Origin of the sequence: Streptomyces sp. NPDC005962 (assembly GCF_040629205.1) — a bacterium.
Taxonomy (GTDB): Bacteria; Actinomycetota; Actinomycetes; order Streptomycetales; family Streptomycetaceae; genus Streptomyces.
Genome location: NZ_JBEXVE010000026.1, coordinates 81,428 through 94,035, shown reverse-complemented (window position 1 = coordinate 94,035; position 12,608 = coordinate 81,428). Strand labels below are relative to the sequence as shown.

At 71.5% G+C, this 12,608-nt stretch carries 12 protein-coding genes; 7 read left to right on the top strand and 5 right to left on the bottom strand.

What is annotated here, in order from left to right:
• Window positions 1-48: 48 nt before the first annotated feature.
• From ABZ370_RS33120 to ABZ370_RS33110, 3 genes are read right to left on the bottom strand one after another with little or no spacing between them, the layout of a single operon-like run.
• On the bottom strand, window positions 49-1,071 hold the full coding sequence (locus tag ABZ370_RS33120; RefSeq protein ID WP_358628387.1) for a DUF2637 domain-containing protein: 1,023 nt from the start codon (window positions 1,069-1,071) through the stop codon (window positions 49-51).
• Entirely contained in the window at window positions 1,068-1,400 is a 333-nt protein-coding gene (locus tag ABZ370_RS33115) for a hypothetical protein (RefSeq protein ID WP_358628384.1), read from the bottom strand. The genes ABZ370_RS33120 and ABZ370_RS33115 overlap by 4 nt, the downstream gene beginning before the upstream one ends.
• Window positions 1,397-1,660 carry a DUF6284 family protein gene (locus ABZ370_RS33110; protein WP_358628381.1) on the bottom strand — a complete coding sequence of 88 codons (264 nt, stop codon included), beginning with the start codon at window positions 1,658-1,660 and terminating at the stop codon, window positions 1,397-1,399. The genes ABZ370_RS33115 and ABZ370_RS33110 overlap by 4 nt, the downstream gene beginning before the upstream one ends.
• Window positions 1,661-2,640: 980 nt before the next feature.
• On the opposite strand from ABZ370_RS33110, the gene ABZ370_RS33105 reads away from it, so the two are divergent.
• Window positions 2,641-3,708, top strand: a complete 1,068-nt coding sequence (locus ABZ370_RS33105; RefSeq protein ID WP_358628518.1) for an XRE family transcriptional regulator — start codon at window positions 2,641-2,643, stop codon at window positions 3,706-3,708.
• Here the strand turns inward: ABZ370_RS33105 and ABZ370_RS33100 are convergent.
• Window positions 3,692-4,495: an NUDIX domain-containing protein gene (locus tag ABZ370_RS33100; protein ID WP_358628378.1), complete on the bottom strand. Its 804-nt coding sequence runs from the start codon at window positions 4,493-4,495 to the stop codon at window positions 3,692-3,694. The genes ABZ370_RS33105 and ABZ370_RS33100 overlap by 17 nt on opposite strands.
• Before the next feature lie 189 nt (window positions 4,496-4,684).
• Complete coding sequence (locus ABZ370_RS33095) at window positions 4,685-6,487, bottom strand: phospholipid carrier-dependent glycosyltransferase (RefSeq protein WP_358628375.1); 1,803 nt, start codon at window positions 6,485-6,487, stop codon at window positions 4,685-4,687.
• A 105-nt stretch (window positions 6,488-6,592) separates the two neighbouring features.
• Between ABZ370_RS33095 and rsmI the strand changes: the two genes are divergently transcribed.
• From rsmI to ABZ370_RS33065, 6 genes are all read left to right on the top strand, one after another.
• Window positions 6,593-7,471 (top strand): 16S rRNA (cytidine(1402)-2'-O)-methyltransferase, encoded by an 879-nt coding sequence (gene rsmI, locus ABZ370_RS33090; RefSeq protein ID WP_358628372.1) that lies wholly within the window; start codon window positions 6,593-6,595, stop codon window positions 7,469-7,471.
• Window positions 7,472-7,642: 171 nt separating this feature from the next.
• On the top strand, window positions 7,643-8,080 hold the full coding sequence (locus tag ABZ370_RS33085; RefSeq protein WP_358628369.1) for a hypothetical protein: 438 nt from the start codon (window positions 7,643-7,645) through the stop codon (window positions 8,078-8,080).
• Between the two features lie 86 nt (window positions 8,081-8,166).
• Window positions 8,167-9,183 carry a TatD family hydrolase gene (locus ABZ370_RS33080; RefSeq protein ID WP_358628366.1) on the top strand — a complete coding sequence of 339 codons (1,017 nt, stop codon included), beginning with the start codon at window positions 8,167-8,169 and terminating at the stop codon, window positions 9,181-9,183.
• A gap of 102 nt (window positions 9,184-9,285) precedes the next feature.
• Window positions 9,286-10,464 (top strand): ubiquitin-like domain-containing protein, encoded by a 1,179-nt coding sequence (locus tag ABZ370_RS33075; protein WP_358628363.1) that lies wholly within the window; start codon window positions 9,286-9,288, stop codon window positions 10,462-10,464.
• A gap of 32 nt (window positions 10,465-10,496) precedes the next feature.
• A complete protein-coding gene (gene rsmA, locus ABZ370_RS33070; protein ID WP_358628360.1) occupies window positions 10,497-11,372 on the top strand; it encodes a 16S rRNA (adenine(1518)-N(6)/adenine(1519)-N(6))-dimethyltransferase RsmA in 876 nt (291 codons plus the stop codon).
• 238 nt (window positions 11,373-11,610) lie between these two features.
• Complete coding sequence (locus ABZ370_RS33065; RefSeq protein WP_358628357.1) at window positions 11,611-12,576, top strand: 4-(cytidine 5'-diphospho)-2-C-methyl-D-erythritol kinase; 966 nt, start codon at window positions 11,611-11,613, stop codon at window positions 12,574-12,576.
• Window positions 12,577-12,608 lie beyond the last annotated feature (32 nt).

Here is a 12,608-nt window from a genome sequence, read left to right as displayed (position 1 = left end):
CGCTGTCCCTCGGGAAAGGCGCAGGCGGTGCGGTGTGCGGGGAGAGCTTCACGCGCGGGCTCCTTCCAGAACCCGACCCGCAGCAGGGGCGCTTGGGTGCCCGGCGTCCCGCAGCTCCTGGTAGCGGGTGGAGACCCAGCCGACCGACCAGCCGCACAGCTCGGCAGCAGCCCGCACCGCAAGCCCCGCCGCGAACGCGGCCTGAACGACATCGCGGGCCCGGTCCTCGGGGAACTTCTCCGTCGCGGGCCCGGCGGACAGCAGTGCGGCGCGTTCACGCTCGGCCCGCTCCTCGCGCTCACGCTGTTCACGAAGCGCGGCGGCTTCCCGCTCGCGGCGCTCGTCCTCGCGGCGCTGGGCAGCCTCGCGTTCAAGGCGTCCACGGTCCCGCTCACGCTGTTCACGCTCGTGCTCACGGCGCTCACGGTCCTCGCGCTCGGCGCGTTCGCGGGCTTCGGCCCGCTCCCGTTCCTCACGGCGGGCCCGCTCCTCCCGCTCGGTCTGCTCACGGGCGAGACTGGCTTCGTGTTCACGCTGTTCACGCGCCAGCATGGCGGCGTGCTCGCGCTCCTCCCGAGCCCTGCGCTCGGCCGCCTCGCGGCGTTCGGCCGCTGCCTTCTCGCGGGCTTCCCGCTCGGCGCGCTGCTCCGCTTCCAGCGCGGTCACGGCGGCGGTGATGGCGCGCCGGTAGGCCAGCCCGGTTTCCGCCGTGACGATGAGCAGCAGCGGCGCGACCGAGTGCACGGCCACCCCGACCAGGTCCTTTTGCAGCGCGGAGTCCGCGACGTTCAACGCGAGGGTCATGCAGCCGGTCATCCACCGCAGCACGACCGGCCACCGGCCGCCATGCCCGCCCAACCGGGCTAGCACCGCGTCCAGGCGGACCACGATCACCACTGCGGCGTCCACCACCAGCGGCAGAATCGGCGCGGTCCAAGCCCACTTGTCGGGGGTGTGCTCCGCAGCCAGCGGAGTGACGGTGAGGACCGAGTAGAGCATGGCCCCGGCGACGATCAGCCACGTGCCAACCGACAGAGCGCGCTCGGCTGAACGGATCTGAACGGCGTTCACGGGCCCCTCCGTTCAGCCGGAGCCAGGTCGGGGATATCGGCGTAGGCGATCAGGTGCAGCTCGGCGCCCGCATAGTCGGTGGCCAGGCTCAGGACCCGCGTGCGTCCGCCGCTCTGCTCGCCGTAGTTCACGGCGTCCGGGGTGATGCCCAGTGCCTCGCGCCAGGCCTCGAAGTTGTTCAGGCCGTCGTGAAGCGACAGCTCCAACTGGTTCGGGTAGATGGGGGACACCTGCGCGTACGGCGCGGGCAGATGCCCGAAGTCCTCCGTCAGCAGACGCAACGCCCGCAGCGGCACGGCCAGCGCCTCGAACGTCAACGTGTCGCTCACGCCCCCACCCCCGTCACCGGGGAGACCTGGTTGGTCAGCTCACGCCGCGCGGCCAGCACCTTGCGGCGCGCCCGCCGCAGACGGCGAGCGTCCAGCTCCGTGACCGGCCGGTCGAGCAGCCGGATCTGCACGTCCAGCAGCTCGACCTCGGCCGCGATGACCGGCATCTCGAAGTCGATGACGTCCAGTTCGGCGGCCGTCGGCTCACGGTCGGACAGGTCGGCGGTAACAAGCGCTTGAAGTGCGCCGATGTGCTTCATGGGTCGTTGGTCCTCTCAACAGGTGAACGGCCCGAACAGCGGCTCCGGTGTTCCAGCACCGGAGCCGCGCGCCGTTGAAGTCGGTAGATCCGGCTCCCTGCGACCCCGCCGGTACGGCACCGCACGATGGCGGCCCGGACGGGCGGAGGAGGCAACCGCCGCAGCGCAACGGCTGCGGAAGTGGAGCGAACGCCGACGGGCGACCACGGACAGGTCCGGGGCCGCCCGTCGGCGGGTGGTGCGGTGACGCGGTGGGCGTTGCCGCCGTGCCGGTCCAGCACGGTCGGCGCCCAGGTATATCGACGGTTCACGACAACCTCCATACGGAGCGAGAAGGGCTTCGCTGGGCGGCCGCTGCCAACGGCGTTCCAGGCCCGGGCCCTGAGAACCGGTGCGTCATCGTCGCTGCTCTGACGCCAGCAGGGCGGCTCGCACGGGGTGGCGTCCGAGCTGGTTCGTCACAGCTCAGGCGTTCTTCCAGTGCCGGTGCGTGGAGCGTGCCGCCGACGACGTAACCCGGTCGTCCTCGGGGACGGGGGCTCTCACCCCATCTCGATTCACTGTTGAGTTCTTAAGGAACGAGCGCTTCCTTTCACCCCTGGTGGAGGGCTTCCGGGCGCGGTTGAGCAGGTCGAACACGAGCGGATTCCCTTGCGGGGCCTCGCTCTGCGCTCCATCTGGTGCGCACCAGAAGATTGGCATCTGGTGCGCACCAGATGCAAGCCCTGAGGCGTTGAAGCTTCGGAACTCGCCATCTGTGCGCACCTCCAGAGAAGCGGCCGGACCAACATCCGTGTAGCCAACAGCGATTCACGTGAGGGCTGTTAAGGCCGGGGTTAACCCCTGTGGACCTGCGGCGATATGAGGCATGCTGCTGTTGCAGGCACTGAGCTGATTCGGCGAGGGCGGGGAGTGTGAACCAGACTTTGAAGCTGGCTCGATTGGGGCGCGAATGGTCGCAAGAACGACTCGTGCGCGAGATCGAGCGGTACGCGAAACAGCACCTGCTCGACGTGGCGTCGACGGCTAGCCTGCGCGTCTACGTGTCGGAGTGGGAGAACGGCAAGCGCACCATCTCGGCTCGGTACGCCACGATCCTCCGGGCGCTGCTCGGCGTCACTGACGGGGAGTTGCGCGGGACGGGCGAACCTGCCGTGTCGCTGCCCACGGCGGGAGGCTATGACGAGCTGGTCAGCCGCATTGACTCGGCGCGGACCGTCGGCCTCGACATGATGCAGTCGTTCATGGAGCAGACCGAGCTACTGCGGACTTTCGATCGGCAGATGGGCGCCGCGAGCCTGGTCGACCAGATGACAGGGCACCTTGCGAGGCTGGAAGACGCGCTCACATTCGCGGTCCTCCCCGAAACGCGCCGCCCAGTGGCGCGGGCCCTCGCGGGTGCGGCCACGCTCGCCGCTTGGCAGGCACTGGACGTGGGTTCGGTCGAACGGGCTTGGCGTCACTACGAGCTGGGCAAGCGGGCCGCCCAGGAGGCGGAAGAGCCGATGTACCTCGTGCACGCCATGGCGGAGCAAGCGAACGTGTTGCTCGACGCGGGGCGGCCCGAACTCGCGGTGAGCGTCGTGCAGAACGCGCAGCGCGAGGCCAAGGGGCGGGTGTCGCCTCGACTGAAAGCATGGCTGCATGCCGCCGAGGCAGAGGTGTACGCGCACACAGAGCAGCCTGTCGAGTGCCTGCGGGCACTCGACAGGGCCGCAGCCGCTCTGCCTGACGGGCCGGAAGATCGCGACCCTGACATGTTGAGCATCTTCCTGAACGCTGGGCATCTCGCCCGATGGCGCGGAAACCTGCTCGCCCTCGTCGGCGACGACGAGGCCGTGGACAGCCTCTACCAAGGGCTCGACGCGATAGATCCGACTTTCGTACGGGCTTCGGCTGGTGTTCGGTGCGACCTGGCGCAAGCCCACCTTGCTCGGGGGGAATTCGACCAGGCGCAAGAGCACCTTCGTGAAGCGCGACTGTTGGCGGGCCGCACGGGGTCCGTGCGGCGCCGCCGTCGAATCGAACTGCTCACGCAGAAGCTGTAGAGGCGCTATCCCCTCGTGTCGCGAGGATATGGAGGAGGGCGACGAGGGTGCCTGATCCCATGAGATCACCGCGCGCCATGAGCGTGGGGATATCGGCTATGGGGACCCATTCGACGTGTCCGGCTTCCTCAATGTCGGTAGGGTCCCCGATGCGTTGCGCACCCCGCCCGACAAAGATTTCGTGCGGCGAATCCACCATGCCAACCATGGGTTGATAGGTGACGACGTGCTCAAGTGAGTCCGGCCGCCATCCGGTCTCTTCTTCGACCTCCCGCAGTGCCGTGCGCTGGGCGTCTTCCCCTGCATCCACGATGCCGCCAGGGAGCTCCCACCCCCATGCCTGCGGTACGAAGCGGTATCGCCAGAGCATCAATACGCGGTCCTGGTCATCCAGCACTGCCGCAATCGCGACGTGTTGAAGTCGCACGACGTGATGTTCGAAGCGTTTCACTCCCGGTGGCTCAACGTCCAACAGATCGAGTTTCACCCAGCGGTTGTCATAGATGGTGCGTTCGCCGTGGATTTGCCAGGGCTCAAGCCCTTCCGGGTTGCTGACACTCACCGCGTCGTTTGAATGGTGAGAGCGCACAAAGTAGGAACTGCGTCCCCGTACTCCCAAGACTTTCTCTGTGACGAGTCGAGCAAGCACCGCGCGCAGCGCAGTGCGTCCGATTTCGAGGTCATCAACGAGGGTGCGTTCCGACGGAAGCTTGTCGCCTGGCGACAGCTTCCCGGACGCGATCCATTCCCGGATCGTGCTGTACGCCCGCGCGGACTTAGGCCCCATCCCTTGAGCACACTCCCATTTCGTTGACTGGCGCGTACCAAAGCCTTGCCTAGGCTACGGCAGCGGTGACCAGGGCGGGCGCGCTTCACTCTCCGGGCCGTCTGTGGGCCGTCCGGGGTCGACCAGTAACGACCAACGACGACCAACGACGACCGGAGCGGCAAGCGCACCCGCAAGGTGTAACCGCAGCTAGATCCAGGTGTCCAGCCACATGCGGGCCCGCCAGGCGTCCATGGGCATCGTCTGGCCCGTGTACAGCGGGAAGAAGTAGATGAAGTTCCAGATGATGAGCAGGACGAGGGCGCCCGCGCCGACCGCGCCCACCACCCGCCGGGTCTCGGTGGCCCCCGGCGGACCCAGCATGGCGCCGATCATCATCGTCACCGCCAGGCACAGGAACGGCACGAACACGACGGCGTAGAAGGAGAAGATCGTGCGTTCCTGGTAGAGGAACCACGGCAGATACCCGGCCGCGATCCCCGCCAGCACCGCGCCCGCCCGCCAGTCGCGCCGCAGCGCCCACCGGAACAGCAGGTAGAGCACCGCGAAGCAGGCCGCCCACCACAGCAGCGGGGTGCCCAGCGCCAGCACCTCGCGCGCGCACTTCTCGGTCGCGTCCTTGGGGCAGCCCTCCTGCCCGGCGCGCGGCGACTCGTAGAAGTACGAGACCGGCCGCGACTGGACCAGCCAGCTCCACGGGTTGGACTGGTAGACGTGCGGAGAGTCCAGGCCCACATGGAACTTGTAGACCTCGGTCTCGTAGTGCCACAGGCTGCGCAGCGGGTTGAGCAGCCAGTCGAAGGTGCCGCCGGTGCCGTAGCCGCCGCCGTCCGGCTTCGCCGACTCGGCCCAGTGGCGGAAGTAGCCGCTGTGCCGCCAGCCGCGCGCCCGGCTGAAGGTGCCGCTCGCGGCGAACCAGCCGGACCAGGAGACGATGTACGTGACGATCGCCACAGGCACCGTCGACAGGAACGCCCACGGCAGATCGCGGCGCAGCACCGTCCGGTAGGGGCGCGCGGCGCCGGCGGTGCGGCGCGCGCCGATGTCCCACAGGACGGTCATGAGGCCGAAGACCGCCAGTACGTAGAGCCCGTTCCACTTGGTGCCGACGGCCAGGCCCAGCAGCACCCCGGCCGCGAGCCGCCACGGCCGGGCGCCCAGCTTCAGGCTCCCGGCGACCCCCGCGTCGGGCCGTGCCGTGCCGTCGTCGCCCTCCGGAAGCCCTGACGGAAGTCCTGACGGCAGCGCCGCCGCGAGCCGGGCCCGGGCCTTGTCCCGGTCGATGAGCAGGGCGCCGAAGGCGGCCAGGACGAAGAACATCAGCACCAGGTCGAGCAGGGCTGTGCGGCTCATCACATAGTGCAGACCGTCGACCGTCATCAGCGCGCCCGCCAGGCAGCCGAGGAACGTGGAGCGGAAGAGCCGCCGCCCGATCCGGCACAGCATCAGCACCGACAGGGTGCCGAGCAGGGCGACCATGAACCGCCAGCCGAAGGCGTGCAGCCCGAAGAACTGCTCGCCGATCCCGATGACCCACTTGCCGACCGGCGGATGGACCACATAGGACGCGGCGTCGCTCAGCGGGATGTGCTGCGGCGCGTCGAGGATCTTGTCGTTGGCGGTTTTCGGCCAGGTGCCCTCGTAGCCGAACTGCCAGACCGACCAGGCGTCCTTGGCGTAGTACGTCTCGTCGAATATGACGTTGGCCGGGCTGCCGAGGCGCCAGAAGCGGGTCAGCCCGGCGACGAGCGCGACCAGCAGCGGCCCGCCCCAGCCGCTCCAGCGGGCGATTCTGGCCGCCATCGCGGGGGGCGCCCCGAGCGTCTCCCACAGCCGGGTGCCCGGCTCCTGATACGGCGGGACCAGCCGTTCCCGTACGCCGGGCCGGGGCTGGCCCGCGTATCCGAAACGGCGCAGCCGACGCTGCCAGGCCGGCGGGTGCTGGCCGGCTGCTCGGCCCGGCTGGGCGTGGGTCGCGGTGTCACTGCTCACCGGGCCATCGTAGGGAAGCGGTCTGTGAGTGTGGCGTGGATCAGGTGGTGTCTCGTCGAAGCGGCGGCCGACGCGGCGGAAACGGCGGGCTGCGAGGATGGCCCGGTGACTGGAACGCTCGTACTCGCAGGGACCCCCATCGGCGACACCGCGGACGCGCCCCCGCGGCTGGCCGCCGAGCTGGCGGCGGCCGATGTGATCGCCGCCGAGGACACCCGGCGGCTGCGCCGGCTCACCCAGGCCCTGGAGGTCCAGCCCGGTGGCCGGGTGGTGTCCTACTTCGAGGGCAACGAGTCGGCGCGCACCCCTGAGCTGGTCGAGGCGCTGGCGGGCGGCGCCCGGGTGCTGCTGGTCACCGACGCGGGCATGCCCTCGGTCTCCGACCCCGGCTACCGGCTGGTCGCCGCCGCCGTCGAGCACGGCATCACGGTCACCGCGGTGCCCGGCCCGTCCGCCGTGCTCACCGCGCTGGCCCTCTCCGGGCTGCCGGTGGACCGCTTCTGCTTCGAGGGCTTCCCGCCGCGCAAGGCGGGGGAGCGGCTGGGACGGCTGCGCGAGGCCGCCGAGGAGCGCCGCACGCTGGTCTACTTCGAGGCCCCGCACCGGCTGGCCGACACCCTGGCCGCCATGGCCGAGGTGTTCGGCGCGGACCGGCGGGCCGCGGTGTGCCGGGAGTTGACCAAGACCTACGAAGAGGTCCGGCGCGGCCCGCTGGAGGAGCTGGCGGCCTGGGCCGCCGAGGGCGTACGGGGTGAGATCACCGTCGTCGTCGAAGGCGCCGCCGAACCGGGCCCCGACGAGGCCGGTCCCGACGAGCTGGCCCGCCGGGTCGCGGTGCGCGAGGAGGCCGGTGAGCGCCGTAAGGAGGCCATCGCGGCGGTCGCGCAGGCCGCCGGGGTACCCAAAAGGGTGGTGTTCGATGCGGTCGTGGCGGCAAAGAACGCGGCCTCCGGGGGGCCACGCGGAGGTAAAACTCACCACTGAAAGGCAAAGGGCAGGCCTGCCGATCGGGCGGTTTCGATAGTGCACAGCTAAATCTCCGCCAAAGAGAGGGAAGACCTGCTGCGCTCCCGCCGGGAAAGGCGTCCACTGTAGGAGAAGCGAAGGGGACGTACCAATCCCGGAAGACTTGTCCTGCGGGCAAGAGGAGCTGGCATGAGCGATATAGCGGGAGCCTCGAACGGCGTTCACCCGATAACCCGTCCCACCGAGGGCCCGGAGGGCGGTGAGGTGGCCCACGAGGCCTACGCCTTCGCCTGCATGAAGTGCGGGCACGGCTGGGAACGGTCCTACGACATCGAGCACCACGTGGACGGCGAGGGCCGGGCCTTCGTCGTGTACTTCACCGACGGCGCGCGCGTCCCGTCTCCGCTGACGAGCCCGGACTGCGTCAACTGCGGTGCGCATCTGGTGCGCATCATGCGAGCGGGCCAGGTCTCGTCGGTCCTGGAGAGCGCCCGCCGCACCGCCCCGCGCGGGGCGCCGGAGGCGGGGCCGGAGGGCGCGGCGGACACCGGGGGGCCCACGCGGCCCCGGGGACACCACTGGCACCTGTCGAATCTGCTGCACCCCTTTTCGCACCATCGCAAATGAGCTCGGCTCGGGTCAGTTGAGCGGCCGGGAGCGATTCGGTGGGTGTGATTCACCCGACATTCACCGGCATTCATAGAATCACGCTCATGGCGCAATCAACATCGACCCACGGCGGCAGCGGCGGAACCGGAAGCGGGAAGAACAACGGCGGACAAAACGGCAGGCAAAAGGAAAAGGACGCTCCGCCCCCGCTCCCGGACCCCCTGCGGGTGCCGGTCGCCGACTCGCACACCCACCTGGACATGCAGACGGGGACCGTCGAGGACGCCCTCGCCAAGGCCGCCGCGGTCGGCGTGACGACCGTCGTCCAGGTGGGGTGCGACCTCGCCGGGTCCCGGTGGGCGGCGGAGACCGCCGCCGCCCACGAGAGCGTGTGGGCCACCGTGGCCCTCCACCCCAACGAGGCGCCCCGCATCGTCCTCGGCACACCTCCTTCCGGGGGGCAAGCCCCCCAGACCCCCCGCGCCGGCTGGTCCCGGCAGGGCGCCCGGGAACCCGGCGGCGACCGGGCCCTCGACGCGGCCCTCGCCGAGATCGACACCCTCGCCGCTCTGCCCCAGGTGCGCGGCGTCGGCGAAACCGGCCTCGACTACTTCCGCACCGGACCCGAAGGCATGGCCGCCCAGGAACGTTCCTTCCGCCGCCATATCGAGATCGCCAAGCGGCACGGCAAGGCTCTGGTCATCCACGACCGGGAAGCCCACGACGACGTCCTGCGGGTGCTCGCCGAGGAGGGCGCCCCCGGCACCGTCGTCTTCCACTGCTACTCCGGTGACGACGCCATGGCCAAGGTGTGCGCGGAGCACGGCTACTACATGTCCTTTGCTGGAAACGTCACCTTCAAGAACGCCCAGCCGCTGCGGGACGCCCTCGCCGTCGCCCCCCTCGACCTCCTCCTCGTGGAGACCGACGCGCCGTTCCTCACCCCCGCGCCCTACCGCGGACGGCCTAACGCTCCGTACCTGATTCCGCACACCCTGCGGGCCATGGCCGACGTCAAGGGCGTCCCCGAAGACACCCTGGCGGCCGCCGTGGCGGCCAACACCGCGCGCGTCTTCGGCTATCCGGCGCCCGACGGCACTCCAGGCGCCCAAGGACGCTGACAACGCAGGGTAATTAATCGGCTTTGGAGAGTCACCGGACACTCCGCTACAGTCCGCGGCACCCCGCCCCGTGGACCCGTGGAGTGTTGCCGGAGTGTTGTCGTGAGCCGTACGCAGGGCAGCCACCCCGTCCCGGGCGGCCGTGCCGCCGCCCGCCGAGCCGCCCGGCGCGGACGCTCCCCGGCCCGATCCGATCCGATGCGGCGGCTGCTGCCCCAGGCGCTCGTGGTCGCCGTCCTGGCGGGCGGCACCTCCGCCTTCGTCGCCCAGGACAAGGCGGTGCGGCTCAGCGTCGACGGCCACGCGCGCACCCTCCACACCTACGCCGACGACGTGGCCGGACTCCTCGCCGACGAGGACGTCGAGGTCAGCCCGCACGACATCGTCGCGCCCGCCCCCGGCCAGTCCCTCACCAGCGGCGACGAGATCGCCGTCCGCTACGGCCGCCCCGTCACCCTCACGGTCGACGGCGAACGCCGCCGGGTGTGGACCACCGCCCACACCGTCGACGGCGCGCTGCGCCAGCTCGGCGTACGCGCCGACGGCGCCTATCTGTCGGCCTCCCGCTCCACCGCCATCACCCGGCACGGGCTGGACCTCCACGTCCGCACCGAGCGCACCGTCACCTTCATGGCCGACGGCCGCTCCCACCCCGTCCGCACCAACGCCGCCACCATCGGTGAAGCGCTCACCGCGGCCGGGCTCACCCTGCGCGGCCACGACACGACCTCCGTCCCGCGGGACAGCTACCCGCGCGACGGCCAGCGGGTGAAGGTGATGCGCATCACCGGCCGCCACGAGATCCGCGTGACGCCGGTCCCCTTCCCGACCGTCCAGCGGGCCGACCCCACCCTCTTCAAGGGCACCCAGCTGGTCGCCCGGGAGGGCCACCCCGGCACCCTGCGCACCATCTACCGGGTGCGCACCGTCAACGGCGTACGGCAGCGGCCCAGAAAGGTGCGCACCGAGACCGTCCGGGCGCCCGTGGCCCGGATCGTGCGGGTCGGCACCATGACCCCGCCCACCGCCGTCGCCGGAGCCGAGCGGCTCAACTGGCAGGCCATGGCGCACTGCGAATCCGGCGGCCGCCCCGGTGCCGTCGACAGCTCCGGCCGCTACGGCGGGCTCTACCAGCTCGACCGCCAGACCTGGCAGGCCCTCGGCGGCCACGGCAGCCCCCAGGAGGCGCCCCCCGCCGAGCAGACCTTCCGGGCCAAGAAGCTGTACGTCCAGCGCGGCTCCGCGCCCTGGCCGCACTGCGGCCAGAAGCTGCGCCAGTGAACGGCGCCGCCCCCGCCCCGTAAACTTCCCCGGTGAGCTCCACCGACCCCGGCACCACCGACGCCCTGCTGGGCCCCGCCGACATCCGCGACCTCGCGGCCCGCCTCGGCGTACGCCCCACCAAGCAGCGCGGCCAGAACTTCGTCATCGACGCCAACACGGTGCGCCGGATCGTGCGCACCGCCGAGGTGCGGCCCGACGATGTCGTCGTCGAGGTCGGCCCCGGTCTTGGCTCCCTGACCCTGGCCCTGCTGGAGGCCGCCGACCGGGTCACCGCGGTCGAGATCGACGACGTACTGGCCGCCGCGCTCCCGGCCACGGTGGCCGCCCGGCTGCCCGGGCGCGCCGACCGCTTCACGCTCGTCCACGCCGACGCGCTGCGCCTCACCGACCTGCCGGGGCCCGCGCCGACCGCCCTCGTCGCAAACCTCCCGTACAACGTGGCCGTCCCCGTCCTGCTCCACATGCTCGCCCGCTTCCCCACCATCGAGCGCACCCTGGTGATGGTGCAGTCCGAGGTCGCCGACCGCCTGGCCGCCCCGCCCGGCTCCAAGGTCTACGGTGTGCCCTCGGTCAAGGCCGCCTGGTACGCCCACGTCAAGCGCGCGGGCGCGATCGGCCGCAGCGTCTTCTGGCCCGCCCCGAACGTCGACTCCGGCCTCGTCTCCCTGACCCGCCGCGCCGAACCCCTCGCGACGACCGCCTCCCGCGACCAGGTCTTCGCCGTCGTCGACGCCGCCTTCGCCCAGCGCCGCAAGACGCTGCGCGCCGCGCTGTCCGGCTGGGCGGGCTCCGCGGCCGCCGCCGAAGCCGCCCTGACGGCGGCAGGCATCTCCCCCCAGGCCCGCGGCGAGTCCCTGACGGTGGAGGACTTCATCGCGATCGCCGAACAAACCCCCACCCCCTGACCCCACCCCGGGACCCTCGGGGCGCCTGCGGCGGGCTTAGCCCCCACCCCGCCCCTTCCCGAAACCGGGGCTCAGCCCCGGCCCCCGCTCCTCAAACGCCGGAGGGGCTGAGGGTGGGGCATCTCCGCCCCTGGACCCTGCTCTTCAAACGCCGGAGGGGCTGGGGCATCTCCGCCCCAGGCCCTGCACGGGGGCGAGCGGCTGGCCCGCCGTAGGCGTCGGCGGTGGGGGCGGGACAATGGGCGGGCCGGATCACCGCAACTCACCGAGGAGCCCCGTGTCCCGTTCCGTGACCGCCCGCGTCCCCGCGAAGGTCAACGTTCAGCTCGCGGTCGGCGGCCTGCGCCCCGACGGCTTTCACGACCTGGCCAACGTCTTCCTCGCCGTAGGGCTCCACGACGAGGTCACGGCCACCCCGGCCGAAACCCTCCGTATCACCGTCGAGGGGGCCGATGCCGCGCAGGTCCCCGCCGACCGCAGCAACCTCGCCGCCCGCGCGGCGATCGCCCTCGCCGCACACCACGGCCTCGCCCCGGACGTCCACCTGCACATCGCCAAGGACATCCCCGTCGCGGGCGGCATGGCGGGCGGCAGCGCGGACGCCGCCGGGGCCCTGCTGGTGTGCGACGCGCTGTGGGGGACGGAGACGAGCCGTGCCGAACTCCTCGCGCTCTGCGCCGACCTGGGCAGCGACGTCCCGTTCAGCCTGGTCGGCGGGGCGGCCCTCGGCCGGGGCCGGGGGGAGCTGCTGACGCCGCTGGAGACGGGCGGCACGTTCCACTGGGTCTTCGCGGTCGCGGACGGCGGGCTGTCCACCCCGGCCGTCTACCAGGAGTGCGACCGGCTCCGGGAGGAGACCGGGGCGGGCGCTACCGTCGCGACCATCCCCGACCCCGAGCCGTCGGAGGCGCTGCTCACGGCGCTGCGCACCGGGGACCCGACCGCGCTGGCCGCCGCCGTGGCCAACGATCTGCAGCCCGCCGCGCTGTCCCTGCGCCCGGCGCTCGCCGAGACGCTGCGCGCGGGCGCGGACGCGGGCGCGCTCGCGTCGCTGGTCTCCGGCTCCGGCCCGACCTGCGCGTTCCTGGCGAAGGGTGCGGAGGCCGCCCGGGCCGTGGCCACCGCGCTGGCGGCTTCCGGCACCTGCCGCACCGTACGGACGGCGTCCGGCCCGGCGGCCGGGGCAGCGGTCATCACGTCATAAGAGCCGGACATCAGAGCCGGGCACAGGAGCCG

What these genes read in the sequence shown, in the direction of transcription:
- ABZ370_RS33065 (WP_358628357.1), top strand. Translation starts at nt 11,611, where the DNA reads ATGGGCGGGCCGGATCACCGCAACTCACCGAGGAGCCCCGTGTCCCGT.
- ABZ370_RS33080 (WP_358628366.1), top strand. Translation starts at nt 8,167, where the DNA reads ATGGCGCAATCAACATCGACCCACGGCGGCAGCGGCGGAACCGGAAGC.
- ABZ370_RS33110 (WP_358628381.1), bottom strand. Translation starts at nt 1,660, where the DNA reads ATGAAGCACATCGGCGCACTTCAAGCGCTTGTTACCGCCGACCTGTCC.
- ABZ370_RS33085 (WP_358628369.1), top strand. Translation starts at nt 7,643, where the DNA reads ATGAGCGATATAGCGGGAGCCTCGAACGGCGTTCACCCGATAACCCGT.
- ABZ370_RS33100 (WP_358628378.1), bottom strand. Translation starts at nt 4,495, where the DNA reads ATGGGGCCTAAGTCCGCGCGGGCGTACAGCACGATCCGGGAATGGATC.